This window comes from Streptomyces sp. NRRL F-525 (assembly GCF_000716605.1).
GTDB lineage: Bacteria > Actinomycetota > Actinomycetes > Streptomycetales > Streptomycetaceae > Streptomyces.
The window spans coordinates 89,022-114,865 of record NZ_JNXE01000013.1 but is presented as its reverse complement, the minus strand read 5'-3'; the positions used below and the strand labels follow the sequence as shown (position 1 = coordinate 114,865).

Here is a 25,844-nt window from a genome sequence, read left to right as displayed (position 1 = left end):
CGGTGGTGTTATCCCTTCACAGCGCCCGCGGTCAGCCCCGCGGCCATCTTGCGCTGGACGATGAGGAACAGGACGACGATCGGCACGGCCATCATCGTGGCGCCGGCCATCATCGGGGCGTACTCGGTGCCGTGCTTGGTGGTGAAGTTGCCGAGCCAGACGGTCGCCGTCTGGTGCTCCTGGCTGAGCAGCATGAGGGCGTACAGGTACTCGTTCCAGGCCTGGATGAAGCCGTAGACCGAGGTGGCGACCATGCCGGGGGCCAGCAGCGGGAAGACCACGCGGATGAAGGCGCCGGTGCGGGAGCAGCCGTCGACCATGGCCGCCTCCTCCAGTTCCTTCGGGATGTTGACGATGAAGCCGCGCAGCGTCCACACCGTGAACGGGAGGATGAAGGTCAGGTACGTGATGACCAGGCCCGAGAGCTTGTCGTACTGGTCGAGGTCGTTCAGCAGCAGGAAGACCGGGATGATCATCGAGACCAGCGGGACCATCTGGACCGCGAGGATGCCGACGATCACGATCTTGCGGCCCCGGAAGGCGAAGCGGGAGATGGCGAGCGCGGCCAGCAGGCCGACGACGACGCCGATCACGACGACCGACAGGGACACGATGAGGCTGCGGCCGACCGGGCCCCAGAAGTCGGCGATGTCCAGCGCCCGGCGGAAGTTGTCGAGCGTGATGCCGGTGGGCAGCAGGCTCGGGTCCGGGTCGATGGCGTCCTTGGCCGGCTTGAACGCCGTGTCGAGCATCCAGTAGAGGGGGAAGCCGACGACGACGAAGACGAGCAGGCCGAGGAGGTTCCAGCCCAGCTTCGGCCTACGGCGGCCCCCACCCGATGTCTTGGGCGCATCGGTCGTGAGCGCGCTCATTCGACCTCTCCGATCTGAAGCATCTGACGCATGTAGACGGCGACGACCCCGAGCAGCAGCACCACCGTGACGAGGGCTATCGCAGAACCCTGTCCGTAGTCGTTGACGACGAAGGCACGGTCGTAGGAATAGGTGCTGAGCAGTTGGAAGTCGGCCTCGGGGTGGCCGCCGCGCATCACGAACACCTGGGGGAAGACGCCCATGTCCCAGATCACCGAGAGGGTCGTGAGCATCACGATGATCGGCTTGAGGATGGGCAGGGTGACGTACCGGAAGACGCCCCAGGCGCCGGCGCCGTCGAGGCGGGCCGCCTCCTCCAACTCCTGGGGGACCTGGGTGAGTCCGGCGCTGAGCGTGATGACCACGAAGGGCACCGCGCCCCACACCACGAGCAGCATGATGACGAGGAGGCCCTGCGGGCCGCTGGCGAACCAGTTGTGGCCGATCATGTCGACGCCGGGCAACTTGCTGAGCAGCGCGTTGAAGACGCCGTAGTCCGAGTCGAAGAGCCACTTGAAGACGGTGGTCGCGACGATGACCGGCATGCCCCAACTGGCCACCAGGACAACGTTGATGAGGGTCTTCACCCAGCCGGAGACCTTCTGCTGGAGCAGGGCGAGGGCCATGCCGGCGACCATCGTGAAGATGACCGAGCCGGCCGCGAAGACGATCGTGCGGACGACGACGCCCCAGAACTCGCCGTCGCCGAGGATGCCCGAGAAGTTGTCGAAGCCGACCCACTCGGCGGGCTTGAAGCCCCACAGCTGGGACTGGCCGAAGGACTGGAACGACAGGGTGACCAGGCGGACCAGCGGATAGCCCATGACCAGGGCGAGGATGAGCAGACAGGGCGCGAGCAGCAGCCAGGGGATCCCGGCCCCTCTCGACGGCCGCCGTCCGCGGGGTGCGTCGGAGACGCGCGGTGGGGGCGCCTGCCGCGGCGGCGGCACCTTGGCAGGGGTGGTCGTGTCGGCACTCATCGCGCGCTCCTCAGCGATCCCTCAGGTCGTACGGCCGTGCTTCGTCCGGGGCGCGGGGCCCTGCCCCGAGAACACCAAGGTGTCCAACAGGGCCCCGCACTCAGGTCACTTGGTGTTGATGACCTTGTCGATCGCGGTGTCCGCGGCCTTCGCGGCGTCCTCGACCGACTGCTTGCCGGTGCCGATGTTCTGCAGCATCGTCTGCAGGACCTGGGCCTTCTCGACCTGGCCCCAGCCCGGTGCCATCGGGACGAACCAGTTGGACTCGGCCGCGGTGGCCGGGACCGCCGTCGCGGGGTCGCTCTTCAGCGTCGCGAGGTCGGTCTTGTTGTTCGGCAGGTTGCCCTTGGCCATCAGGCCCTTCTGGCCGGACGGACCGGTGAAGGCGTTGATCCACTCGGCGGCGAGCGCCTGCGCCTTGGACTTCACCGGGATGGCGAGGTCCGAACCGCCCAGGAACACGGGCATGTTCTTGCCGGACGGGCCGGGCATCACGAAGTTGACGAGGTCGGTCTTCAGCTTGCCGCCGGTCTTGTCGTTCTTCGGGTCGGCGGCGGTCGCGCCCTCCCACGCGGCGGCGAAGATCATGGACGCCTTGCCCTGGCCGTAGACGATGTAACGGTCGGACTCGTCCTTGGTCTTGTCGCCGTGCATGTACTTGTCGATGACCGACTTCCACTCGTTGAGCCCCTTGATGGACTCGGGCGAGGAGAGGCTGGCCTTCCAGTCACTGCCGGACTGGGTGGCGATGGCGCCGCCGGCGTCGTAGACGAAGGACATGGCCGCGTACCAGTCACGGGTGGGCTGGTACCAGGCGCTGAACTTGCTGCCTTCCTTCTTCTGGATCTTGTCCAGGTCGGCGGTCAGCTCGGTGTACGTCGTCGGCGGGGCCTTGACGCCGACCGAAGCGGCGATGTCCTTGCGCCAGTTGGCGACGCGGCCACCGGCGTAGTACGGGACGCCGTAGGTCTTGCCGTCGTAGGTCACGGAGGCCTTGAGGCCGTCGAGCCAGGCGGAGGAGTTGGTGAACTTGGCCGGGTCCACGGGTGCGAAGGCGCCCTTGACCATGTAGCTCAGCATCTCGGTGTTGCCCATCTCGACCACGTCGGGGGCCTTGTCGGTGGCGAGGACCGCGTCGAGCTTGGTGTTCTTGTCCGGCCAGCCGTAGTACTCGTGCTTGATCTTGACGCCCGGGTGCGCCTTCTGCACGGCCGCGTCGGCCACCTTCACCAGCTGGGGCCAGTTGTTCTGCGCGTCGACGGTGAGCCAGACGGTCAGCTCCTTGGCGTCGGCGCCGCTGTTCGAAGAGCCCTTGTCGTCGTTGCCCCCGCACGCCGCGATGGAGACCATCATGCCCGCGATACCGATCGCGGCTATCAGCTTGCGCTTCACGCCACCCTCCTCAGGGATGCCTGCCACACCTCCCGCCCAAGAGCCGGGACCTGAACCAATGGTGTAGACCAGTACCGGGAGCTTGGACCAGACCACAGGGCCTGTCAAGAGCCCCCGAAACACCCCTGACCAGCCGTTATGCGACCTACATATGCAGGAACCTTTAAGTAAGAAGGCAGCGAAAACAACGGTGCCGGAGTACTCTCTTCCGCTAGACCACTTGGCGCTGTGGACTAGACCAAAAGAGACGGCGACGGTATACAGAGGGGATCACCAAGTGACCCTTGTCCGGAGCCGGGAAGGCGGAGCATGAGCACCGACGTCAGCAGTGCGGAGAACGAGGGTGGGGCCACCGTCCGCACCGCGCGTGTGCCGAAGTACTACCGCCTGAAGAAGCACCTCCTCGACATGACGGAGACGTTGCCGCCAGGCACCCCGGTCCCGCCCGAGCGCACGCTGGCCGCGGAGTTCGACACCTCGCGCACCACCGTCCGCCAGGCACTTCAGGAACTCGTCGTCGAGGGCCGCCTGGAGCGCATCCAGGGCAAGGGCACGTTCGTCGCCAAGCCGAAGGTCTCGCAGGCCCTCCAACTCACCTCGTACACCGAGGACATGAGGGCCCAGGGTCTCGAACCCACCTCGCAGCTCCTGGACATCGGCTACATCACCGCCGACGACACCCTCGCCGACCTGCTCGACATCACCGCCGGCGGCCGGGTCCTGCGCATCGAGCGCCTCCGCATGGCCAACGCCGAGCCGATGGCCATCGAGACGACCCATCTCAGCGCGAAGCGCTTCCCCGCCCTGCGCAGGTCACTCGTCAAGTACACGTCCCTGTACACCGCGCTGGCCGAGGTCTACGACGTCCACCTCGCCGAGGCCGAGGAGACCATCGAGACCTCGCTGGCCACCCCGCGCGAGGCCGGCCTCCTCAGCACCGACGTCGGCCTGCCCATGCTGATGCTCTCCCGCCACTCCCTCGACAAGGAGGGCAAGCCGGTGGAGTGGGTGCGGTCGGTGTACCGGGGGGACAGGTACAAGTTCGTGGCCCGCCTCAAGCGCCCGCAGGACTAGTCCGTGGCGCGACTGAAGCGCCCACAGGACCAAGGGACTTACGGAGTCACCCGGGTTGCTCTACGTTCCTCCCGTCGCCGCATGGACGGGAGGACTCCCCGGTGCGTACCGCGAACGTCCGAACCATCGTCGTCTGGACCCTCGTCGCGCTCGTCGGCGCGGCGGGCTGGTCCGTGCTCGCGCTGGCGCGGGGCGAGAACGTGTCGGCCGCCTGGATGGTCGCCGCCGCCCTCGGCTCGTACGCCATCGCCTACCGCTTCTACGCGAAGTTCATCGCGTACAAGGTCCTGAAGGTCGACGGCACCCGGGCCACCCCGGCCGAACGCCTCGACAACGGCATCGACTACCACCCCACCGACCGCCGCGTCCTGCTCGGCCACCACTTCGCCGCGATCGCCGGGGCGGGCCCGCTCGTCGGACCCGTACTCGCCGCGCAGATGGGCTACTTGCCCGGCACGGTCTGGATCATCGTGGGCGTCATCTTCGCGGGCGCGGTCCAGGACATGGTGGTGCTGTTCTTCTCAACCCGCCGCGACGGCAGGTCACTTGGCCAGATGGCCCGCGAGGAGATCGGCCCCTTCGGCGGCGCGGCGGCGCTGATCGCCACCTTCGCCATCATGATCATCCTGCTCGGCGTGCTGGCCCTGGTCGTCGTGAACGCGTTGGCCTCCTCCCCCTGGGGCACCTTCTCCATCGGCATGACCATCCCGATCGCCCTGCTGATGGGCCTCTACCTACGGGTGCTTCGCCCCGGCCGGGTCTCCGAGGTCTCCCTCATCGGCGTGGCCCTGCTGCTGCTCGCCCTCATCGCGGGCCGCTGGGTCGCCGAGTCGTCCTGGGCCGGCGCCTTCACCCTCGCGCCCTCGACACTGGTGATCTGGCTGGTGGCGTACGGCTTCGTCGCCTCGATCCTCCCCGTCTGGACCCTGCTCGCCCCGCGCGACTACCTCTCCACCTTCATGAAGATCGGCACGATCGGCCTGCTCGCGATCGGCGTCGTGGTCGCCCTGCCCGCCCTGAAGATGCCCGCCGTCACCGACTTCGCCAAGCACGGCAACGGCCCGGTCTTCGCCGGTTCGCTCTTCCCCTTCGTCTTCATCACGATCGCCTGCGGCGCCCTGTCCGGCTTCCACTCGCTCATCTCCAGCGGTACGACCCCGAAGATGATCCAGAAGGAAACCCAGATCCGCATGATCGGCTACGGCGCCATGCTGATGGAGTCGTCCGTCGCCGTGATGGCCCTGGTCGCCGCGAGCATCATCGACCCGGGTCTGTACTTCGCGATGAACACACCGTCCGGCGCGATCGGCACGACGGTGCAGAACGCCTCGCAGGTGGTGAGCAGTTGGGGCTACCACATCTCCCCCGCCGACCTCGCGCAGGCCGCGAAGAACGTCGACGAGGCGAGCCTGCTGTCCCGCACCGGCGGGGCGCCCACCCTCGCGGTCGGCGTCTCGGAGATCTTCTCCAAGGTGACCGGCGGGAGCCTGCGCGCCTTCTGGTACCACTTCGCGATCATGTTCGAGGCGCTGTTCATCCTGACCGCGCTGGACGCGGGCACGCGGGTGGGCCGGTTCATGCTCCAGGACATGCTCGGGAACGTCTACAGGCCGTTCAAGAACGTGAGTTGGCGCCCGGGCCTGGCCCTGACGAGCGCGATCGTGTGCGCACTCTGGGGCTACTTCCTCTGGGTCGGCGTCCACGAACCTCTCGGCGGGATCAACCAGCTCTTCCCGATCTTCGGCATCGCCAACCAACTCCTCGCGGCGGTCGCGCTGGCCGTCTGCACCACCCTCCTGGTGAAGTCCGGACGCCTCAAGTGGGCCTGGATCACCGGGATTCCGCTCGCCTGGGACGCGACGGTCACCCTGACCGCGAGCTGGCAGAAGGTGTTCTCCGGCGACCCGAAGGTGGGCTTCTTCAAGCAACGGTCCGTGTTCCAGGACGCGATCGACGCGGGCAAGGTCCTGCCGCCCGCCAAGTCCATGGACGACATGCACACCGTCGTCACCAACTCCACGGTGGACGGGGTGCTTTCGGCCATTCTCGCGGTACTGGTCGTGGTCGTGATCGCGGACGCCCTCCGCGTCTGTGTTCGACACATCCGCCGCCCCGCGCTCTCCACGCTGAGCGAGACGCCGTACGTCGAGTCGAACATCGTGGCACCGGCCGGGCTGATCCCGACCCGGGAGGAGAAGGAGGAGGTGGCGCGCGATGCGGTCGGCGCTGACGCGGGCGGCTAACCGGCTGGTCGGTGGAGTGCGTTGGTACGTCCGGGAGTTGATGGACGAGTCGGCGTACGACCGGTATGTCACGCACGCACGCCGGAACCACCCCGACGCGGTGGTCCCCAGCCGCCGCGACTTCGAACGGATGCGGACGGACCGGCAGGAGGCGGACCCGCGCCAGGGTTTCCGCTGCTGTTGAGCCTGCTCGGCGCGTCTTTGACACCGATGTCACGTCTTCACAGAATCGACATGCCGATATACGGATGAGGTCTTCCGCTCGCGCGACGCGGTGACCTAGATTGCCTCCGCATTACACAGGGGATCATCGAAGGTGACGGAGCCGCGATATGTCAGATGTGCCGGAAGTACCGCCCGAAGTGGCACCGCCCGTCGCGGCACCGGTCGTGACACCGGCCCGTGTCGTCATCGCGGTCTGCCTCGTCGCGCCGTTCGTGGCGCTGCTCTGGGTCGGCTCCTACACCAAGCTCGACCCGACGTTCATCGGCATCCCGTTCTTCTACTGGTACCAGATGCTCTGGGTGCTCATCTCGACGGTGCTCACGATGACGGCCTACAAGCTGTGGCAGCGCGACCAGCGGACCCGCCATGGAGGTAACCGGTGAACGACGGCGTGAACGGCGTCGCCCTCGGCGTCTTCATCTTCTTCTTCCTGGCCGTCACGGTCCTCGGCTTCATGGCCGCGCGCTGGCGCCGGGCCGACAACGAGCAGAGCCTCGACGAATGGGGCCTGGGCGGACGGTCGTTCGGCACCTGGGTCACCTGGTTCCTGCTCGGCGGCGACCTCTACACGGCGTATACGTTCGTGGCGGTCCCGGCGGCGGTCTACGCGGCGGGCGCGGCGGGCTTCTTCGCGGTGCCGTACACGATCCTCGTCTACCCGTTGATCTTCACCTTCCTCCCGCGCCTCTGGTCGGTGTCGCACAAGCACGGATACGTGACGACCTCGGACTTCGTGCGCGGCCGCTTCGGCTCGAAGGGTCTTTCGCTGGCGGTGGCGATCACCGGCATCCTCGCGACGATGCCGTACATCGCCCTCCAACTGGTCGGCATCCAGGCCGTGTTGGACGTCATGGGGGTGGGCGGCAGCGCGAACTCCAACTGGTTCGTGAAGGACCTGCCGCTGCTGATCGCGTTCGCGGTACTGGCGGCCTACACCTACTCGTCCGGCCTCCGCGCACCCGCGCTGATCGCGTTCGTGAAGGACGGCCTGATCTACATCGTCATCGCGGTGGCGATCATCTACATCCCGATCAAGCTCGGCGGGTTCGACGACATCTTCAGCGCGGCGGGCGCCAAGTTCAAGGCGGCCGGGGCGGGCGGACTCGTCCCCGCGCCGGCGGGCCAATGGACGTACGCCACACTGGCGTTGGGCTCGGCGCTGGCCCTGTTCATGTACCCCCACTCGATCACGGCGACGCTCTCCTCCAAGAGCCGCAACGTGATCCGCCGCAACACCACGATCCTGCCCCTGTATTCACTGATGCTGGGCCTGCTCGCGCTGCTCGGCTTCATGGCGATCGCGGCCGGAGTCAAGGTCACCAACGGCCAGTTGGCGATCCCGCAGCTGTTCGAGAACATGTTCCCGGACTGGTTCGCGGGCGTGGCCTTCGCGGCGATCGGCATCGGCGCCCTCGTCCCCGCGGCCATCATGTCCATCGCGGCGGCGAACCTCTTCACCCGCAACATCTACAAGGACTTCATCAAGCCCGACGCGACCCCGGCCCAGGAGACCAAGGTCTCCAAGATCGTCTCCCTCCTGGTGAAGGTGGGCGCCCTGGCCTTCGTCCTGACGATGGACAAGACAGTCGCCATCAACTTCCAGCTCCTGGGCGGCATCTGGATCCTCCAGACCTTCCCGTCCCTGGTAGGCGGCCTCTTCACCCGCTGGCCCCACCGCTGGGCCCTCCTCACCGGCTGGGCAGTCGGCATGATCTACGGCACCCTCGCCGCCTACGGCGTAGCCTCCCCGACCCAGGACCACTTCGGCGGCTCCTCCAAGAAGATCCCCGGCATCGGCGAAATCGGCTACATCGGCCTGACGGCGTTCGTGATGAACGTGGTGGTGACGGTGATCCTGACGTTCGCCTTGAGGGCGTTCAAGGCGCCGGAGGGCATCGACGAGACAAACCCCGGCGACTACACGGCGGACGCGGGCGACCCGGGCGTAGAGGTAGAACTCCCTCCGGCAACAGCAGGGGCAACTCATTAGCACCGGCTGACAGTCCCCACCTAAGGGGCGCGGGGAACTGCGCGCCCAGCCACAACGAACCCGCAGCGGGCCACCGAGAGCACCCCCCTCGGCGGCCCGCTGTTCGTACACACTGACCGACATGGACATCCTCATCCGCCGAGCAATCCCCACCGAATACGAAGACCTCGGCACCCTCACAGCAGACGCCTACCTGACCGACGGCCTCCTCGACTACGGAGAGAACGACCCCTACCTCCCCGTACTCAAGGACGTAGCAAGCCGGGCAGCCACCGCCGAGGTCCTCGTCGCAGTGGACGGCGACCACCTCCTCGGCGGCGTCACCTTCGTCCCCGGCCCCGGCCCAGCCGCAGACATCGCGCAACCCGGCGAGACAGAGATCCGCGCACTGGCAATCGCCCGCACCGCCCGAGGCAGAGGCGCAGGCGAGGCCCTCGTCCGCGCCTGCATCGACCGCGCCCGGGCAACGGAAGGCTGCACAGCCGTAGTCCTCTCGACCCAGTCAGCCATGCACGCGGCCCACCGCATCTACGAACGCCTGGGCTTCATCCGCACCCCCGACCGCGACTGGAACCCCGTGCCACACCTGGACGATCTCACTCTGCTCACCTACAAGCTGACACTCTGAAACCACCGCGACACAACATCTGGTGGTGACGTGACAGGCGAGCACAAGATGTATGCTCATGCTCGCTGTCGCCGCAGGGGAATCCGGTGCGAATCCGGAACTGTCCCGCAACGGTGTACTTACGTGCATATGCACGCATGGCCAGTCCGAGGACCTGCCGACGGCGCGCGCCCGGCCACCCGGTCAGGGCGCATGACGTCCGGGCCTCGTGGAGTGGGCCGGTGGACGCGACGCCCCGTGCGCTCGTGTACTGCCGCCTGCCCTCGGCGAGGCCTCGTGCCGAGCGAGGGAGAGCCCCACCGTGACCATCGCGCCAGCAGAGCCGGCATCAGCGACCCAGGCGAACGAGGCGAACGTAGCGACCGCGACCGGACCCGGAACCGAGCTTCCCGGAGCGGTTGTTCAGGACGCCGACGGCCCCGGTACCGCGATCCTGCGGACCCTGACCGAGCTGACCGCCGACCTCCCCGACGCCGACCCCGGCCGGGTCGCCGCCGCCACGTTGCGCGGCCGGTCCGCGCACGCGGACGTGGCGGAACTGCGCGAGCTGGCGACGGAGGCGGCCGCCGGCCTCATCTCCGAGGACCCGGTCTACTCCCGGCTCGCCGCCCGGCTGCTGACGGTCAGCATCGCCGCCGAGGCCGCCTCCCAGGGCGTCACGACGTTCACCGAGTCCGTCGCCGTGGGCCACCGCGAGGGCCTCATCGCGGACCGCACCGCCGAGTTCGCGACGCTGCACGCGGCCCGCCTGGACGCGCTGATCGACACCGAGGCCGACGACCGCTTCGGCTACTTCGGCCTGCGCACCCTGTACAGCCGTTACCTCCTGCGGCACCCGATCACCCGCAAGGTCATCGAGACCCCCCAGCACTTCATGCTCCGCGTGGCCGCCGGTCTCGCCGAGGACGACTCGACCCGCGCCCTGGACGAAGTAGCCGCGCTGTACCGCCTGATGAGCCGCCTGGACTACCTCCCCTCCTCCCCCACGCTCTTCAACTCCGGCACCCGGCACCCCCAGATGTCGTCCTGCTACCTCCTCGACTCCCCGCTGGACGAGCTGGACTCCATCTACGACCGCTACCACCAGGTCGCCCGCCTCTCGAAGCACGCCGGCGGCATCGGACTGTCGTACTCCCGCATCCGCAGCCGGGGTTCGCTGATCCGCGGCACGAACGGGCACTCGAACGGCATCGTCCCGTTCCTGAAGACGCTGGACGCCTCGGTCGCCGCGGTGAACCAGGGCGGCCGGCGCAAGGGTGCCGCCGCGGTGTACCTGGAGACCTGGCACTCCGACATCGAGGAGTTCCTGGAGCTGCGGGACAACACCGGTGAGGACGCCCGCCGTACGCACAACCTGAACCTGGCGCACTGGATCCCGGACGAGTTCATGCGCCGGGTGAACGCGGACGGCGAGTGGTCGCTGTTCTCGCCCGCCGACGTGCCCGAGCTGGTCGACCTGTGGGGCGAGGAGTTCGACGCGGCGTACCACAAGGCCGAGGCGCAGGGGCTCGCCAAGAAGACCATCCCGGCCCGTGACCTCTACGGCCGCATGATGCGCACCCTCGCCCAGACCGGCAACGGCTGGATGACCTTCAAGGACGCGGCCAACCGCACCGCCAACCAGACCGCCGAGCCGGGCCACACGGTCCACTCCTCCAACCTCTGCACGGAGATCCTGGAGGTCACGGACGACGGCGAGACGGCGGTCTGCAACCTGGGTTCGGTGAACCTGGGCGCGTTCGTCACCAATGGCGAGCTGGACTGGGAGCGCCTGGACGAGACGGTCCGCACCGCCGTCACCTTCCTCGACCGCGTGGTCGACATCAACTTCTACCCGACCGAGCAGGCGGGCCGTTCCAACGCCCGCTGGCGCCCGGTCGGCCTGGGTGCGATGGGTCTGCAGGACGTCTTCTTCAAACTCCGCGTCCCCTTCGACTCCCCCCAGGCGCAGGCCCTCTCCACCCGGATCGCCGAGCGCATCATGCTCGCCGCGTACGAGGCCTCCGCCGACCTCGCCGAGCGCAACGGCCCGCTCCCGGCCTGGGAGAAGACCCGCACCGCCCGGGGCATCCTGCACCCCGACCACTACGACGTGGAACTGACCTGGCCCGAGCGCTGGGCCTCGCTGCGGGAACGTATCGCCCAAACCGGCATGCGCAACAGCCTGTTGCTGGCGATCGCCCCCACGGCCACCATCGCGTCCATCGCCGGCGTCTACGAGTGCATCGAGCCCCAGGTCTCGAACCTCTTCAAGCGCGAGACGCTGTCCGGCGAGTTCCTCCAGGTCAACTCCTACCTGGTCGACGAGTTGAAGCAGCTCGGCGTGTGGGACGCCCGCACCCGCGAGGCCCTGCGCGAGGCCAACGGCTCGGTACAGGCGTTCAGTTGGATCCCGGAGGACGTGCGCGCCCTGTACCGCACGGCCTGGGAGATCCCCCAGCGCGGCCTGATCGACATGGCCGCCGCCCGCACCCCGTTCCTGGACCAGTCCCAGTCCCTGAACCTGTTCCTGGAGACGCCGACGATCGGCAAGCTCTCCTCGATGTACGCGTACGCCTGGAAGCAGGGCCTGAAGACGACGTACTACCTGCGCTCCCGCCCGGCGACCCGCATCGCCCGCGCAGCCCAGGCGCAAGCCCAAACCCCCATCCCGGTGCAGCAGTTGACCCCCGACGAAGACGCGGTCGCCTGCTCCCTTGAGAACCCCGAGTCCTGCGAGGCCTGCCAGTAATGACCACCGAAGCCAAGAACCTTCTCGACCCGGGCTTCGAGCTGACCCTCCGCCCCATGCGCTACCCGGACTTCTACGAGCGCTACCGGGACGCGATCAAGAACACCTGGACCGTCGAGGAGGTCGACCTCCACTCCGACGTCGCCGACCTGGCGAAGCTGACCCCGGGCGAGCAGCACATGATCGGCCGGCTGGTCGCGTTCTTCGCGACGGGCGACTCGATCGTGGCCAACAACCTCGTCCTCACCCTGTACAAGCACATCAACTCCCCCGAGGCACGGCTCTACTTGAGCCGCCAGCTCTTCGAGGAGGCCGTCCACGTCCAGTTCTACCTGACCCTGCTGGACACCTACCTCCCCGACCCGGAGGACAGGGCGGCCGCGTTCGACGCGGTGGAGAACATCCCCTCCATCCGCGAGAAGGCCGAGTTCTGCTTCAAGTGGATCAACGAGGTCGAGAAGCTGGACAGCCTCCAGACCCAGGCCGACCGCCGCCGCTTCCTCCTCAACCTGATCTGCTTCGCCGCGTGCATCGAGGGCCTGTTCTTCTACGGCGCGTTCGCCTACGTCTACTGGTTCCGCAGCCGGGGTCTCCTGCACGGCCTCGCCACCGGCACCAACTGGGTGTTCCGCGACGAGACCATGCACATGAGCTTCGCCTTCGAGGTGGTCGACACCGTCCGCAAGGAGGAGCCGGAGCTCTTCGACGACCAGCTCCAGCAGGAGGTGACCGACATGCTGCGCGAAGCCGTCGACGCGGAGCTGCAGTTCGGGCGCGACCTGTGCGGTGAGGGTCTGCCGGGCATGAACACCGACTCGATGCGCCAGTACCTGGAGTGCGTCGCCGACCAGCGCCTCCAGCGGCTGGGCTTCGCCCCGGTCTACGGCTCCGAAAACCCCTTCTCCTTCATGGAGTTGCAGGGTGTGCAGGAGCTGACGAACTTCTTCGAGCGCCGCCCGTCGGCGTACCAGGTCGCGGTGGAGGGCACGGTCGACCTGGACGAGGACTTCTAGCCCCACGCGGCCGACCCCGGCCGCCCTTTATCTGCCTCTTACTTCGCGGACGGCCCATGGAGCTTCCATGGGCCGTCCATGGAGTTTCTATGGAGCGGCAAAGTTCATGGGGTGCGTCTGTTCGCGGTCTCGTCGCCCCGGCTACGTTCCACCCGTCCTGTTCATGTCATTCACCAGTGGCCCCACAGGACGCTCAAAGTGTCATGCCCATGACGACGTCATCTGCCGCCGCTACGCGCGTCACAGGCCTGCCACCACGCCGAGGAACCCCACTCCCACGATGGAGGCAGTACCCCATGCGTGAAAAGCCCCGACGGAGTCTGCGAAGACTGCTGACCGCCGCCGTACCCGTCCTCACCCTCAGCGTCTTCGGGCTCGTGGCGGCCTCCCCCGCCGACGCGCAGCCCGCCCCACAGGCCGCCGTCCAGTCCGCCCAGGTCTCCAAGGTCACCCAGAACTCCATGGCCCTGACCGCCCCCGCGGCCCAGGCCGTCCACTCGACCGGCAAGGCCGGGCAGAAGGTGCCGACCGAGCGCCTCTGCGCGACCGCGGCCCCCGGCTCGGCGTCCTGTTTCGCCCAGCGGCGCACCGACATCAAGCAGCAACTGGCCTCCGCCGTGCACGCGGACGCCGCCGCCGCGGTGTCCGGGCTGAGCCCGGCCAACCTGCACAGCGCGTACGCGCTTCCCTCGACCGGCGGCTCCGGCCTGACGGTCGCCGTGGTCGACGCGTACAACGACCCCAACGCGGCCTCGGACCTGGCCACTTACCGCTCCAACTTCGGCCTGTCGGCCTGCACGGTGGCCAGCGGCTGCTTCAAGCAGGTCAGCCAGACCGGCTCGACCACGTCCCTGCCGACGAACGACACCGGCTGGGCGGGCGAGGAAGCGCTCGACATCGACATGGTCAGCGCGGTCTGCCCGAACTGCAACATCATCCTGGTGGAGGCCACTTCGGCCACCGACGCCAACCTCGGCGCCGCCGAGAACGAGGCCGTCGCCCTGGGCGCGAAGTTCGTCTCCAACAGCTGGGGCGGCTCCGAGTCCTCCTCGCAGACCAGCGAGGACACCTCGTACTTCAAGCACCCGGGCGTCGCGATCACCGTCTCCTCCGGTGACGAGGCCTACGGCGCCGAGTACCCGGCAACGTCCCAGTACGTGACGGCAGTTGGCGGCACCGCCCTGTCGACGTCGTCCAACTCCCGCGGCTGGACCGAGTCCGTGTGGAAGACCAGCAGCACCGAGGGCGGCGGCTCCGGCTGCTCCGCCTACGACGCGAAGCCGACCTGGCAGACCGACACGGGCTGCACCAAGCGCATGGAGGCCGACGTCTCCGCCGTGGCCGACCCCGCCACCGGCGTGGCCGTCTACGACACCTACGGCGGCTCCGGCTGGGCGGTCTACGGCGGCACCAGCGCCTCGTCCCCGATCATCGCGGGCGTCTACGCGCTGGCCGGTACCCCGGGCTCCAGCGACTACCCGGCGAAGTACCCCTACTCCCACACCAGCAACCTGTACGACGTCACGAGCGGCAACAACGGCTCCTGCACGACGAGTTACTTCTGCACCGCGGGCACCGGCTACGACGGCCCGACCGGCTGGGGCACCCCGGACGGCACCGCCGCCTTCACCTCCGGCACCACCACGGGCAACACGGTGACCGTCACCAACCCGGGCAGCCAGTCCACGGTGACCGGCTCCACGGCCAGCCTGCAGATCTCGGCCTCGGACAGCGCGAGCGCGACCCTCACGTACAGCGCGAGCGGGCTGCCGACCGGCCTGTCGATCAGCAGCTCGACCGGGCTGATCTCCGGCACCGCGTCCACCGCCGGCACCTACGCCGTCACGGTGACCGCGACCGACTCCACCGGCGCCTCCGGCTCGGCCTCCTTCACCTGGACGGTCAGCACCTCCGGCGGCGGCAGCTGCACCTCGACCCAGCTCCTGGGCAACGCGGGCTTCGAGTCCGGCAACACCACCTGGACCGCGAGCAGCGGTGTCATCACCAACGACACCGGCGAGGCGGCCCGCACCGGTTCGTACAAGGCCTGGCTCGACGGCTACGGCTCGACCCACACCGACACGCTGTCCCAGTCGGTGACGATCCCGAGCGGCTGCACCGGTACGACGTTCACCTTCTACCTGCACGTCGACACCGCGGAGACCTCGACCAGCACGGCTTACGACAAGCTGACGGTCACCGCCGGATCGACCACCCTGGCCACCTACTCCAACCTCAACGCGGCCACCGGGTACGTCGCGAAGTCCTTCAGCCTGTCCTCCTTCGCCGGCTCGACCGTCACGCTGAAGTTCAGCGGCGTCGAGGACTCCTCCCTCCAGACCAGCTTCGTCCTCGACGACACCGCCGTGACGACCAGCTGACCCTGCCATGAGCTGGACCCCGGCCGTCTCGCAGCGGCCGGGGTTCTGTCATGTCCACGAATATTTCACTGCTCACAAGGGATCCGGATGCGTCCGTGACACGTCAAAGGGGCAAAGGAGGCCCCCCATGCGCCGATCGATTCTTGGTCCGTCCCTCGCCGTCGCCACCCTGGCGCTCGCCCTCGCGGGCTGCGGCACGAAGTCCGACACCGGCAGCGGCACCGTGTCGCCGTCGTCCTCCCCCACGCCGAGCAAGAGCGGGGCGGCCTGTACGGCGAAGGAGACCCTCGCCGCGACCGACACGAACGGCACGTTCTGTCTGACGACCGGCAACACCGTCCGCATCCTGCTGGACGGGACGACCAGCCGCCCGTGGGCGCCGGTCAAGACGGTGGGCAGCGGTCTGAAGGCCACCAACAGCGGGATCCTGATCCGCCCCGGCGACGCGAGCAACGCGTACGAGGCGGTGTCGGCCGGGACCGTGAAGCTCACGTCGTCCCGGCCGCTGTGCGCGACCGCCCCGCACAAGATCTCGTGCAAGGGCATTCAGGAATGGTCGGTCACCGTCGTGGTGTCGAAGTGATGATCCGGTGGGCGGTCCGGATCTGACGGTCGATGCGCCGGTCGTGCGCGATGCCGAGCAGCGACGGGAAGGTCACGGCCACGAGGATGCCGACGACGGTGAGGAGGGCGATGAGGTTGTCCATGGCTGTGTTCATGGACATGAGTCTCGTCCTTTTGACTCCTTACCGTGAGTGGCAGGACTGCCGTACACCCTCGATTTACTGCCAGTCGAGGCGCACACTGGCAGCATGCTGAAAAACGTGGCCGTGGTCCTGCTCGACGGAGTCGCCCCCTTCGAACTCGGCGTCGTCTGCGAGGTGTTCGGCCTCGACCGCAGCGACGAGGGGCTGCCGGTCTACGACTTCGCGGTCGCCTCGGCCGAGGGGCCGACCCTCACCACCCACGCGGGCTTCTCCCTGACCGTCGACCACGGCCTGGAGCGCCTGGAGACCGCGGACCTCATCGCCGTACCGGCGGGCGCGACCTACGCGGAGCGGGAGTACCCGGAGGAACTGCTCGATGCCCTACGACGGGGCGTGGACCGGGGTGCCCGGGTGCTCAGCGTCTGCTCGGGCGTCTTCGTGCTGGCCGCCGCCGGGCTGCTGGACGGGCGGCGGTGCGCGGTGCACTGGCACCACGCGGAGCTGCTCGCCCGGCGGTATCCGAAGGTCGTCGTGGAGCCGGATGTGCTGTACGTCGACGAGGACCCGGTGATCACGTCCGCCGGCACCGCGGCCGGGATCGACGCCTGTCTGCACCTGGTGCGCAAGGAGCAGGGGCCGGAGGTCGCCAACGCCATCGCGCGGCGGATGGTCGTACCCCCGCACCGCGACGGCGGCCAGGCCCAGTACATCGAGCGGCCGCTGCCGCGCTCGCAGTGCGACACGGTGGGCGAGGTGCTGGTGTGGATGGCGGAGCACCTCGACCAGGAGGTCACCGTCGAACAGCTCGCCGCCCGTGCCCTCATGTCACCGCGCACCTTCGCCCGCCGCTTCCAGCAGGAGACCGGGACCACGCCGTACCGCTGGATCCTGCGTCAACGGGTGCTGCTGGCGCAGCAGTTGCTGGAGGGGACGGACGAGACGATGGACGCGATCGCCTGGCGGGCGGGCTTCGGCACCGCACCCGCCCTGCGCCACCAGTTCGTCCGGGCGCTGGGCACCACCCCGAACGCCTACCGACGCACGTTCAGGGGCCCGGAAGCCGCCTGAACGTACGCCGGTCACCTCACCTCGGCAGCGGCCTGAGCAGCAGCCGGCGCGGGTGGAGGGTGATGCCGATGCGGGTGGCGTCGTCGGAGCCGGACACCTGCTCGAAGCGGTACCTCGTCGCCACCGCCGCCGTGATCAGGCTCAGTTGGGCCATCGAGAAGTGGTCGCTGGGACACTTCCGGTTGCCGTTGCTGAACGGGCTCATGGCGAACTTCGGTACGTCCTTGGAGCGTTCCGGAAGCCAGCGGTCGGGGTCGAAGTCCTCGTTTCGGTCATACGAACGCGGGTCGCGCTGGATGGCGTAGGGGCTGTAGATGATGTCGGCCCCGGCCGGAATCCGATAGCCGCCCAGTTCGGTGTCGGCGACCGCCCGCCGCGTCAATATCCATACGGCGGGAAGCAGCCGCAGCGTCTCGACGACGACATTGTTCGTGTACGTGAGCTTGCGGACGTCGTCGAATGCCACCGGGCGGCCGCCCGTTACGGATTCAACCTCTTCGCGTATCTTGTCGGCGTGCTCCGGGTGTTCGCTGAGGACCTGGAGCAGCGACATGATCGTGGACGCGATTGTTTCGCTTCCTGGGGTGAGGATCGCGACGACCTGGTCGTGGATCTCCTGTTCCCCGATCGGGTCGCCATTGTCGTCCGTCGCCTCCAGCAATGCGGTCAGCAAATCGTCCGGCTTTTGACCGGACTCGCGCCGCTCGGTGACGATCTCGTCGACCAGGAGATGCAAATCGGCCAATGCCCGGTTGAATTGGCGGTTGGCCGGGAGGGGCAGCCGGTAGAGCGGTCCGGCCGGTACCACCATCCGCCGGTACATGCCCCGGAAGACGGTGGCGAGCGCGACGCACAGCCGCTCGGCGCGCTCGTCCATGAAGTCGCCGCGCAGCAGACAGCGGGCCGCGATCCGCACGGCGACCCGGAAGGACTCGGAGGTGCAGTCGATCGCCTCGCCGGACTTCCACCGCTCGGTGAGCGCGTGCGCCTCCTCCTCCATGATCGGTCCGTAGCCGGGGATCGCGTCGAGCCGGAACGCGGGCTGGATGATGCGCCGTTGGCGCCGGTGCAGGGACCCGTTGGCCGTGGCCACGCCCTCCTTGCCGAGCAGTCCCTCCAGGGACTCCCACAGGGGGCCCGCGATGATGAACTCGGGGTTCAGCGCCAGGGCGCCGGTGAGGGCGGGCGCGGTGACGGCGTAGACCGTCTTGGGGCCGAGGCGGAGCCTCACGACGTCGCCGTGGTCGCGGAGTTGGGCCATGAAGGCCAGCGGGTCGCGGACCAGCTTCCAGCCATGGCCGAGCAGCGGGACCCGGCCGCCCGCGACGGGCGGTTCCAGCAGCTCCGGTACCTCGGATGCCGCGGGCTTGACGGACTCGACGGTCATTTCTCACCTGCCGCTTCGTTGTTGACGTACGGGGGTGTGGACCGGTCGTCCCAGCTGTCGACCATGTAACGGCCGGACTCGTGGTGGAACCAGTAGACGGTGCTGAACCAGTTCCGCATATTGCCGAGGCAGGTCCGTACCGCGGCACTCAATTCCATTCCGCGCACGGTGCCGTCGTCGAGCCGGTCGGCGAGACGTAAGGTGTCCTGTTCCGCGACGAGGAATTCGGCGATGCATTCCTCGACCCGGCGCCTCACTTCGGCGACCGTCTCCTCAAGAGTCAGCCCCTCGTGCGTGATGAGGCTGATTCCGAGATTGTGGACCTCGTCGCCCGCGAGTTCCTTGGGCAGCGAGCAGAGGTCGTTGTACCAGGCGGCGAATTCCTGACTGAGCAGTGCCGCCCGCCGATATCCCGGGTGTTTCCTTACGTTGTCCGGGAGTTCGAGTCCCGCACTCGCCTCCAGCAGATCCGTCCAGATCCAGTGCGCGAAGGTGAGCCGGCGCAGTGCGAGGTATTCCTCGACCGTGGGGACGGTCCCCTCGGTGCGATTGCGGAATTCACGGTCGTAGGCCTCGATGACCGCGTGGAAGTGCCGGGCGAACCGCGCGTTCCAGGTGTCGGGCAGGAACGAGTAGATCCGCGTCACGCTGTCCGCGAACCCCGCGACCAGCGGATCCGGGTGGAGCAGATGGTGCCGTGGTGAATCCAGTGCCGCGTGCAACCGGAACCTCAACCGCCGCCAGGCGTCGGGGCGTTGGTGCACGATGTCCCGGTCGTGGCGGTCGTCCCAGACGAAGAACCACGCGCTGTAGTCCGCTATCGCCTGGAGCACCTCGTCCGGTGCGCCCAGGTAATACCCGGCCATCAGGTCCGTATAGCAAAGACCGTCGGCATATTCCCTTACCTTGTCCCCCGACATGAGGCGCTTTTCCAGCAGCCAGACACGTGTCTTCTCCTGGAGCCTCGGCCAATACGGATGCAGTTGCCGGGGAAACGCCGTCTCGATCACCGGGAGAGAGAGCGACGGTGGAACCGCGATCGCCGTCGTTACCGTTGCCGTTGCCGATGTGGTGCTGTGTGAGAAAGCAGGCACGAACAAACCCCTCTCAGCCGCCAGTTGCGCACGCCCCTCCCGCTGTGCCGGGCGTGCGCCGTTGCGTATCCCCGCACTTCCTATTCAGCACCACAACTGACCGTTCTGGGAACGGATTTGCTCCCTTCACTACCCCCAAGTGCCGAGAATCCCCCCTTGTGTGACCGATTCTGGATCACTACCCGAGCGAAAACGATCGAATGTGCGAGGGACAGACGAACGGCGCCTGGTCAGGGAGGTACACCTGAACAGACGCCGTACGTAAGGGAGATGTGTCGACCGCTGGGGTCGGCCGGATCAGTCGTTGGCGACCACGGGGTAGCGGGGCTCGTTCTCGGCCATCTGCCGCAGCGCGTCCTTGCGGTCACGCTTGGAGAGCCGGTCGATGTAGAGGTAGCCGTAGAGGTGATCGGTCTCGTGCTGCAAACACCGAGCGAAGTAGCCGGTGCCGCGGACCTTGATCGGGTTGCCCTTCTCGTCCTGCCCGGTCACCTCGGCGTAGTCGGGCCGCGCGAGCGGCGCGTACGCGGTGGGCACGGACAGACAGCCCTCATTGCTCTCGTCCAAGTGCCGCTTGTCGGCAGGCAGATCGACCAGCTTCGGATTGCAGACGACACCGACGTGCCGTTTGCCCTCGTCGTCCATGCAGTCGTAGACGAAGACCTTCAGGTCGACGCCGACCTGGTTGGCGGCGAGCCCGACGCCCTCCGCGGTCCGCTGCGAGGCGAACATGTCGGCCACCAGCGTCTCCAGCTCCGCGCCGAAGTCGGTGACGTCCCTGCACTCCTTGTGCAGCACCGGATTCCCGACGACCGTGATCGCCCGTGAGACCCCCCGCTCCCGCCAGGCCGCCTCACGCTCCTCGGTCCCCTCGGTGTCGACGACAAACCCCTCGTCATCCACGGGGAGCACGCCCACGTGCTGCTGATCGGTGTCCTGCTGCGCCATGCCGACGAACGCCTTCCTAAAGCCAAGAGGGGGGAGAAGTTGCTGATACAGGGTACGTGGAGTTCTTCGGGAGACGCGGGGCTGTGCTGATACACGGGCGGTCTTTAGGGGCGCGGGGAACTGCGCGACCAGCCACGACGGACCCGCGGCCGAACGAAGTCCTCAGCAGACCTCTTCCAAGTCCCGCCAGTCCCGGGAGTCAGGGCTGTCGGCAACCCACCCGTCCAACAACCCCCGAACCAGCGACGCCGGAGCCGCAAGCCCACACTCCCGCTCCGGCACCCACAACTGCCCATCCGTCCGATGCCCCAGCGGCCCAGGATGCCCAGGCTCACTGTGATCATGCGGATCAAGATGCTCCCCGTCACCCTCATCGGACGGCATCCGGGACTCGGAACACATCCGGCACAACAACCGCACGGAAGAAGACCAGTCCTCCGCCGCGAACCCCGCATCCGCCGCCAACTGCTCCAGCGCGTCCCGATCAGCCTCGGCAGCTGCCTCCAGCAGCACAACCCACGTAGGCACAGGAGACGGCGCCCACAACTCGATCTCGTCGAACACGGGATACGAGTGCCCGGCGGCAGTGGTCCGCTCCCCGTGCGGCACCCCGTCATGGAGCACGACCTCACCCCACCGCCGCCCGGACGAGGGAAGCGGAATGGACAGCACCTCAATACGGGCGGGATCCAGCCGCCGCCCCCACACGACCTCGGCCTCCCCCTCAGGAGACAGCCGTACAGCCGCGCTGCCGAGATCCATCCCGGCCGGCTCACCCGCCCCGGTGACCCCACCCGGCACCCGCAGCCCGTACGCCTGCCAGGCCCGCCGGGCCAGCGGCCAGTCCTGGAGCGCGGTGGCCGCGATGCCGACGTTCCACCAGTCAGGCGCCCCGGCCTCCCGGTCGAGCAGCGCGACGGCCCGCAGCCCGGCCGCCCGCGCCTGCTCCCAGTCGTGCCGGAACTTGTGGAGCAGGGCGAGATTGAACCAGGACTCGGACAGCCAGGGCTCCAGATCGGCGGCCCGCGTCAGCAGCGCGCCCGCGTCCTCGTACCGACCGTCGCCGATCAGCGTGAACGCGCGGTCTGTGGCCTGCCGCCAGGAGGCGGAGGGCCGGTGCCGTCCCTTGCCGAAGATCCTCACGATTCCCGCCTGCCAGTTCCGTTCAGTGGGCTGGCTCTGCCCCCGGACACCCTCTTCTTCGCATCCAACCACGTACGGCTGGGAGGGCGCTCATTACCCATGGGTTACCCAGCCGAAGGCAAGGTCAGACAGTCCCGGGACAGTACCCGGGCCAGTGCTTCCACGACCTCGGGAGCGTAGTCCCCGGCGGTCCCGAGGCGCAGCTCCTCCAGCGCCCGCAGCGGCCCGCCGGGGCCGCCTGCCCGGGTTTTCTCCTCGTACGCGTTCACGGCCCGGACGATCCGCGCGGACAGCGGCTGCTCCCGGCACGGGTCGGCCTGCCGCTCCACGACGGCCGCCACCTGAGGACTCACCCCGGTCTGCCGTACGACGGCGCCGCCGAGCAGGGCTATCCGCCGCTGCTCCTCCGCGGGGAGTACGGCGGTGGCGCCGGCCGGTACCGGGTCGACGAGGCTGAGCTGGCCGATGTCGTGCATCAGGGCGGCGTACTCCAGGACGGTGAGGTCGGGCTCGGACAGCCCCAGGTCCCGCCCGACCGCCTGGCACAGCGCGGCGACCCGGCGGGCGTGCCCGGCAGGCGTGTAACCGGCTATCTCGGTGGACCGAGCGAGGGAGGCGATGGTCTGGCGATAGGTGTCCCGTACGGCCGCGTACCGCCGGAAGGACAGCTGGGTCAGCAGCAGCGGCAGCGAGAACACGGGCAGCGCCCACAGCCCCACGACGGCGACCGCGAGCGCCATCACCGCACCGGTCGCGCACACGGCCGACCCGATGCCGAGCACCCCGCGCAGCTCGTCCCGCAGCAGCGGCCCGAACGGCCACCCGGTCCGCGAGTGCGCGAGCGCGGCGGCGAGCACGGCGTCGCACAGGGCGGTGAGGGAGAGCAGCGCGAGGAGCAGCAGGGCGTAGGCGGGGCCGCCCCAGTGCCCGAACACCCCCTGGTTGTACAGGGGTTGGAAGCAGACCGCCGCGAAACCGACCGTCAGGACGCGGCGGGCCATGTGGTCGGGGGTGCGGCTGTGGCCGCGGGCGATGTGCGGGACACAGCCGACGAGGGTGGCGGCGACGACCACGGCGACGGTCTGGAAGACGCCGTGGTGGGTGGGGTGGCCTGCGTCCGCTCCGAGGAGGGCGTAGGAGAGGGCGCCGGCCGCGCCGAGCGGGGCGGTTTCCCTGAGACCGGTCGTGCCGTTCCAGCGGCTCAACTCGCCTACGGCTACGAGGATTCCGAAGGCGAGGGCGACGGGGGGTTCTTCGAGGCCGGTCCAGAGGGTGAGGGTCAGGGAGGTGGTGGCGAGGAGGGCGGCGGAGGTGTGGATGAGGGGGAGGGTGAGAGGGGGGCGGGAAAGGGGCATTTCGTCACCCTCTCAACACACTGGAAACGGGCGGGCTGGGTGGGAAAACGATGGACGACTGGACCTCGTCAGCCGTTACCGAGGGATGCCACCCACACCGCCCGAGCGCCCGCACCAACGCCGTGACCATCAACGGGTCGAACTGCGTACCGGCACAGCGCGACAGTTCCTCCAGCGCGGCAGACACCGGCCGAGCGCGACGGTAGGACCGAGTCGACGTCATCGCGTCGAAGGCATCGGCGACGGCAACCACCCTTGCGGACTCCGGGATCTGACTCCCCAACAGCCCGTACGGATACCCACTCCCGTCCAACCGTTCATGGTGGTGCAGGACAGCCGCACGGGCCTCACCCAGGAAACCAATGCCGCGCACCATCTCGTGGCCGTACTCCGGATGCAGTTCGATCACCCGCCGCTCCTCGGGAGTCAACGGCCCGTCCTTGCGCAGCAAGCGCGTGGGGACGCCGAGCTTTCCGACGTCGTGCAGGATCCCGGCGAAGCGGAGCACTTCGACCCGTGAGTCGTCCATGCCGAGTTCCCGCGCGATCATCATCGACGCCTGGCCAACCCGTTCACTGTGCCCGCGGGTGTACCCGTCCTTGATGTCGACGGCCTGGACGAGAGCGCGGATGGTGGCCTGATGCGCGGCGCGTTCCTGGTGGTACTGGGCGAACACCCACCAGGAGACCCCCATCGGCAACAGCACGAGCAGCGCGGCGACGGGACCGTAGGGGCTGCGCCACAGGACGGCCATCATCAGCCCGGCGAGTCCGTGCACGCCGATCGGCGCCAGGGACCGTAGGAACAGACCGTGCCAGGCCCGCCGTACCGGCACCCGCTCGGCCAGCGCCAGAATCCCGCCATCGAGCACGGTGAGGACCAGGCAGAAGGCGAGGACGGCGGCCAGGGCGGGCACCAGCGCGTACGGGAAGTCGGAGGCGACGACGGCGTTCCGCCCGCCCAGCGCCCAATGCACCCGTGCCGCCGCCCACACGCCCAGCGCGAGCTGCGCGGCCCGCCAGCTCCGCCGCAGCCAGGGCGAGCCCTGCTCGACGCGGGAGAACAGCGCCCCCGGCAACGGCACGAGCGCGGCGGCGGGGGGCGGGAGGAGGAAGGCCGCGGCTAGCAGCACCGGGTAGAAGGTGCCGGCGAAGCGGCGGCGGGCGACCTGCTCGCAGCCGGCGTAGAGCGCGGCCAGCAGTGCGACCGCCCACCAGGGTGTGTGGACGGCCGGCAGCGGCAGCAGGCACCACAGGGCGCCGACGGCGACACAGACGACGTACGCACGTGCCCGTGCCGGTGTCGCCTCCATGGCTGACGCCCTTCCCCCGACCATGCCTGTCCAGGCCGAGGAGCCTAGGGCGGCCGGGGGCGGCCCGCGGGCGTATCACCCGTGGATTAGCACGTTCGAGTGACGCTCGCCCGTTCAGGAAACGACCGGGAAACGGTCAGGACTCCTGAGGGGCGGCCGTCAGGTCATGCTCGGGCACGGCCTGCCCGGAACGGATCAGATCGAGCCGTCCCAGAACCTTGGCCCGCAGGTCGGTCGGCACGTCGTCCTGCCCGCAGCACCGCTTGACCAGCTTCTTCACGGCCTCTTCGAGCCCGTACTTCTCCAGGCACGGCGAGCACTCCGTGAAGTGCTGCTTGAACTTGGCGCGGTCGACGTCCGGCATCTCGCTGTCGAGGAACTCGTAGAGATGGTCGAGGACCTCACTGCAGTCCGTTTCGTGCGGCTCTCCGCAGCTCATGAGCCCGAGCCTTTCGCTTCGTTCGACTCTCCGGCGCCGGCCGGGACCAGTCCGCGGTCACGCGCGTAGTCCTCGAGCATGCCGCGCAGTTGACGACGGCCGCGGTGCAGCCGGGACATCACCGTTCCGATGGGTGTCCCCATGATGTCCGCGATCTCCTTGTACGCAAAGCCCTCGACGTCCGCGAGATAGACGGCGATGCGGAATTCCTCGGGGATCGCCTGGAGCGCTTCCTTGACGTCCGAGTCGGGCAGGTGGTCGAGCGCCTGCGACTCGGCGGAGCGCAGACCGGTCGACATGTGCGACTCGGCGCGCGCGAGCTGCCAGTCCTCGATCTCCTCGGCCGCGGAGCGCTGGGGTTCACGCTGCTTCTTGCGGTACGAGTTGATGAACGTGTTGGTGAGAATCCGGTACAGCCACGCCTTGAGGTTGGTGCCCTCGCGGAACTGGTGGAAGGACGCGTACGCCTTCGCGTACGTCTCCTGCACCAGGTCCTCGGCGTCGGCCGGGTTTCGCGTCATGCGCAGCGCGGCCGAGTACATCTGGTCGAGGAATTCGAGCGCGTCCCGCTCGAAGCGCGCACTGCGCTCCGAGGTCGATTCCGCTGTGACCTCGCTCGTGCCCTGGCCCTCGGGCTGCTCCGCCTGGCCGTGTTCGGTCCCTGCGTCGGTACCGGGAACCGGACCCACCTCCTCAAGATTCCGGGTGGCCTCGAAGCCGATGCCACCAGAATCGGAGGATAGACGACGATCCGGTCCGCCCGCCGCCCCAATGGGGGTGGCCTTGGTCGCGTGCAGCACCGACCAGTCCAGGTCGGAGCGGCTGCTACGGGCCGGGCAGAAGGTCGAACCCATGCGGCGGA

23 protein-coding genes and 1 riboswitch are annotated in these 25,844 nt (G+C 68.4%); of the genes, 11 read left to right on the top strand and 12 right to left on the bottom strand.

Annotated features, from left to right (window positions below):
* Nucleotides 1–8 precede the first annotated feature (8 nt).
* The 3 genes from OO69_RS19970 to OO69_RS19960 all read right to left on the bottom strand — a co-directional run bounded on the left by OO69_RS19970 (nucleotide 9) and on the right by OO69_RS19960 (nucleotide 3,244).
* Nucleotides 9–872, bottom strand: a complete 864-nt coding sequence (locus OO69_RS19970) for a carbohydrate ABC transporter permease (protein WP_033282082.1) — start codon at nucleotides 870–872, stop codon at nucleotides 9–11.
* Nucleotides 869–1,852, bottom strand: coding sequence for a carbohydrate ABC transporter permease (locus OO69_RS19965; protein ID WP_033282081.1), 984 nt, complete (start codon nucleotides 1,850–1,852; stop codon nucleotides 869–871). Before OO69_RS19965 ends, OO69_RS19970 begins: the two co-directional genes overlap by 4 nt.
* Nucleotides 1,853–1,957: 105 nt before the next feature.
* Nucleotides 1,958–3,244 (bottom strand): extracellular solute-binding protein, encoded by a 1,287-nt coding sequence (locus tag OO69_RS19960; RefSeq protein ID WP_033282080.1) that lies wholly within the window; start codon nucleotides 3,242–3,244, stop codon nucleotides 1,958–1,960.
* A 309-nt stretch (nucleotides 3,245–3,553) separates the two neighbouring features.
* Between OO69_RS19960 and OO69_RS19955 the strand changes: the two genes are divergently transcribed.
* The 10 genes from OO69_RS19955 (at nucleotide 3,554) to OO69_RS19910 (ending at nucleotide 16,112) form a co-directional block, all read left to right on the top strand.
* A complete protein-coding gene (locus OO69_RS19955; RefSeq protein ID WP_033282079.1) occupies nucleotides 3,554–4,318 on the top strand; it encodes a GntR family transcriptional regulator in 765 nt (254 codons plus the stop codon).
* Between the two features lie 101 nt (nucleotides 4,319–4,419).
* Complete coding sequence (locus OO69_RS19950; RefSeq protein WP_033282078.1) at nucleotides 4,420–6,561, top strand: carbon starvation CstA family protein; 2,142 nt, start codon at nucleotides 4,420–4,422, stop codon at nucleotides 6,559–6,561.
* Nucleotides 6,533–6,745 (top strand): YbdD/YjiX family protein, encoded by a 213-nt coding sequence (locus tag OO69_RS19945; RefSeq protein ID WP_033282077.1) that lies wholly within the window; start codon nucleotides 6,533–6,535, stop codon nucleotides 6,743–6,745. The genes OO69_RS19950 and OO69_RS19945 overlap by 29 nt, the downstream gene beginning before the upstream one ends.
* A gap of 148 nt (nucleotides 6,746–6,893) precedes the next feature.
* On the top strand, nucleotides 6,894–7,169 hold the full coding sequence (locus OO69_RS19940) for a DUF3311 domain-containing protein (protein ID WP_033282076.1): 276 nt from the start codon (nucleotides 6,894–6,896) through the stop codon (nucleotides 7,167–7,169).
* The gene (gene mctP, locus OO69_RS19935; RefSeq protein WP_033282075.1) at nucleotides 7,166–8,776 is read left to right on the top strand and encodes a monocarboxylate uptake permease MctP; all 1,611 of its coding nucleotides are present in this window, start codon (nucleotides 7,166–7,168) and stop codon (nucleotides 8,774–8,776) included. The genes OO69_RS19940 and mctP overlap by 4 nt, the downstream gene beginning before the upstream one ends.
* A gap of 121 nt (nucleotides 8,777–8,897) precedes the next feature.
* The gene (locus tag OO69_RS19930; RefSeq protein ID WP_033282074.1) at nucleotides 8,898–9,404 is read left to right on the top strand and encodes a GNAT family N-acetyltransferase; all 507 of its coding nucleotides are present in this window, start codon (nucleotides 8,898–8,900) and stop codon (nucleotides 9,402–9,404) included.
* Nucleotides 9,405–9,449: 45 nt separating this feature from the next.
* Nucleotides 9,450–9,581, top strand: a riboswitch (cobalamin riboswitch).
* Nucleotides 9,582–9,705: 124 nt separating this feature from the next.
* The gene (locus tag OO69_RS19925; RefSeq protein ID WP_033282073.1) at nucleotides 9,706–12,135 is read left to right on the top strand and encodes a ribonucleoside-diphosphate reductase subunit alpha; all 2,430 of its coding nucleotides are present in this window, start codon (nucleotides 9,706–9,708) and stop codon (nucleotides 12,133–12,135) included.
* Entirely contained in the window at nucleotides 12,135–13,148 is a 1,014-nt protein-coding gene (locus tag OO69_RS19920) for a ribonucleotide-diphosphate reductase subunit beta (RefSeq protein ID WP_033282072.1), read from the top strand. The genes OO69_RS19925 and OO69_RS19920 overlap by 1 nt, the downstream gene beginning before the upstream one ends.
* Before the next feature lie 296 nt (nucleotides 13,149–13,444).
* Nucleotides 13,445–15,529: a putative Ig domain-containing protein gene (locus OO69_RS19915; RefSeq protein WP_033282071.1), complete on the top strand. Its 2,085-nt coding sequence runs from the start codon at nucleotides 13,445–13,447 to the stop codon at nucleotides 15,527–15,529.
* Between the two features lie 127 nt (nucleotides 15,530–15,656).
* Complete coding sequence (locus tag OO69_RS19910) at nucleotides 15,657–16,112, top strand: hypothetical protein (RefSeq protein WP_033282070.1); 456 nt, start codon at nucleotides 15,657–15,659, stop codon at nucleotides 16,110–16,112.
* Here OO69_RS19910 and OO69_RS52525 read toward each other — a convergent pair.
* On the bottom strand, nucleotides 16,090–16,254 hold the full coding sequence (locus OO69_RS52525; RefSeq protein ID WP_199810990.1) for a hypothetical protein: 165 nt from the start codon (nucleotides 16,252–16,254) through the stop codon (nucleotides 16,090–16,092). The two genes, OO69_RS19910 and OO69_RS52525, sit on opposite strands and share 23 nt — an antisense overlap.
* 87 nt (nucleotides 16,255–16,341) lie before the next feature.
* Here OO69_RS52525 and OO69_RS19905 point away from each other — a divergent pair, with 87 nt between their 5' ends.
* A complete protein-coding gene (locus tag OO69_RS19905) occupies nucleotides 16,342–17,304 on the top strand; it encodes a GlxA family transcriptional regulator (RefSeq protein WP_033282069.1) in 963 nt (320 codons plus the stop codon).
* Nucleotides 17,305–17,320: 16 nt separating this feature from the next.
* Here the strand turns inward: OO69_RS19905 and OO69_RS19900 are convergent, their stop codons facing one another.
* The 8 genes from OO69_RS19900 to sigR all read right to left on the bottom strand — a co-directional run bounded on the left by OO69_RS19900 (nucleotide 17,321) and on the right by sigR (nucleotide 25,671).
* On the bottom strand, nucleotides 17,321–18,691 hold the full coding sequence (locus OO69_RS19900) for a cytochrome P450 (protein ID WP_033282068.1): 1,371 nt from the start codon (nucleotides 18,689–18,691) through the stop codon (nucleotides 17,321–17,323).
* On the bottom strand, nucleotides 18,688–19,785 hold the full coding sequence (gene cyc1, locus OO69_RS19895; protein ID WP_199810989.1) for an epi-isozizaene synthase: 1,098 nt from the start codon (nucleotides 19,783–19,785) through the stop codon (nucleotides 18,688–18,690). Before cyc1 ends, OO69_RS19900 begins: the two co-directional genes overlap by 4 nt.
* Before the next feature lie 297 nt (nucleotides 19,786–20,082).
* Nucleotides 20,083–20,733, bottom strand: a complete 651-nt coding sequence (gene def / locus OO69_RS19890) for a peptide deformylase (protein WP_033282066.1) — start codon at nucleotides 20,731–20,733, stop codon at nucleotides 20,083–20,085.
* A 162-nt stretch (nucleotides 20,734–20,895) separates the two neighbouring features.
* A complete protein-coding gene (locus OO69_RS19885; RefSeq protein ID WP_033282065.1) occupies nucleotides 20,896–21,876 on the bottom strand; it encodes a tetratricopeptide repeat protein in 981 nt (326 codons plus the stop codon).
* Between the two features lie 104 nt (nucleotides 21,877–21,980).
* The gene (locus tag OO69_RS19880) at nucleotides 21,981–23,231 is read right to left on the bottom strand and encodes an HD-GYP domain-containing protein (RefSeq protein ID WP_033282064.1); all 1,251 of its coding nucleotides are present in this window, start codon (nucleotides 23,229–23,231) and stop codon (nucleotides 21,981–21,983) included.
* A gap of 4 nt (nucleotides 23,232–23,235) precedes the next feature.
* The gene (locus OO69_RS19875; RefSeq protein WP_033282063.1) at nucleotides 23,236–24,543 is read right to left on the bottom strand and encodes an HD-GYP domain-containing protein; all 1,308 of its coding nucleotides are present in this window, start codon (nucleotides 24,541–24,543) and stop codon (nucleotides 23,236–23,238) included.
* Nucleotides 24,544–24,679: 136 nt separating this feature from the next.
* The gene (gene rsrA / locus OO69_RS19870; protein WP_033282062.1) at nucleotides 24,680–24,982 is read right to left on the bottom strand and encodes a mycothiol system anti-sigma-R factor; all 303 of its coding nucleotides are present in this window, start codon (nucleotides 24,980–24,982) and stop codon (nucleotides 24,680–24,682) included.
* A complete protein-coding gene (sigR, locus tag OO69_RS19865; RefSeq protein ID WP_033282150.1) occupies nucleotides 24,979–25,671 on the bottom strand; it encodes an RNA polymerase sigma factor SigR in 693 nt (230 codons plus the stop codon). Before sigR ends, rsrA begins: the two co-directional genes overlap by 4 nt.
* Between the last annotated feature and the right edge of the window lie 173 nt (nucleotides 25,672–25,844).

Coding starts and splice junctions, on each gene's coding strand:
- rsrA (WP_033282062.1), bottom strand. CDS start 24,982: ATGAGCTGCGGAGAGCCGCACGAAACGGACTGCAGTGAGGTCCTCGAC.
- OO69_RS19940 (WP_033282076.1), top strand. CDS start 6,894: ATGTCAGATGTGCCGGAAGTACCGCCCGAAGTGGCACCGCCCGTCGCG.
- OO69_RS19955 (WP_033282079.1), top strand. CDS start 3,554: ATGAGCACCGACGTCAGCAGTGCGGAGAACGAGGGTGGGGCCACCGTC.
- OO69_RS19930 (WP_033282074.1), top strand. CDS start 8,898: ATGGACATCCTCATCCGCCGAGCAATCCCCACCGAATACGAAGACCTC.
- OO69_RS19970 (WP_033282082.1), bottom strand. CDS start 872: ATGAGCGCGCTCACGACCGATGCGCCCAAGACATCGGGTGGGGGCCGC.
- OO69_RS19875 (WP_033282063.1), bottom strand. CDS start 24,543: ATGGAGGCGACACCGGCACGGGCACGTGCGTACGTCGTCTGTGTCGCC.
- OO69_RS19910 (WP_033282070.1), top strand. CDS start 15,657: ATGCGCCGATCGATTCTTGGTCCGTCCCTCGCCGTCGCCACCCTGGCG.
- OO69_RS19900 (WP_033282068.1), bottom strand. CDS start 18,691: ATGACCGTCGAGTCCGTCAAGCCCGCGGCATCCGAGGTACCGGAGCTG.
- OO69_RS19945 (WP_033282077.1), top strand. CDS start 6,533: ATGCGGTCGGCGCTGACGCGGGCGGCTAACCGGCTGGTCGGTGGAGTG.
- OO69_RS19965 (WP_033282081.1), bottom strand. CDS start 1,852: ATGAGTGCCGACACGACCACCCCTGCCAAGGTGCCGCCGCCGCGGCAG.
- OO69_RS52525 (WP_199810990.1), bottom strand. CDS start 16,254: ATGTCCATGAACACAGCCATGGACAACCTCATCGCCCTCCTCACCGTC.
- OO69_RS19905 (WP_033282069.1), top strand. CDS start 16,342: ATGCTGAAAAACGTGGCCGTGGTCCTGCTCGACGGAGTCGCCCCCTTC.
- OO69_RS19880 (WP_033282064.1), bottom strand. CDS start 23,231: ATGCCCCTTTCCCGCCCCCCTCTCACCCTCCCCCTCATCCACACCTCC.
- def (WP_033282066.1), bottom strand. CDS start 20,733: ATGGCGCAGCAGGACACCGATCAGCAGCACGTGGGCGTGCTCCCCGTG.
- OO69_RS19920 (WP_033282072.1), top strand. CDS start 12,135: ATGACCACCGAAGCCAAGAACCTTCTCGACCCGGGCTTCGAGCTGACC.
- OO69_RS19915 (WP_033282071.1), top strand. CDS start 13,445: ATGCGTGAAAAGCCCCGACGGAGTCTGCGAAGACTGCTGACCGCCGCC.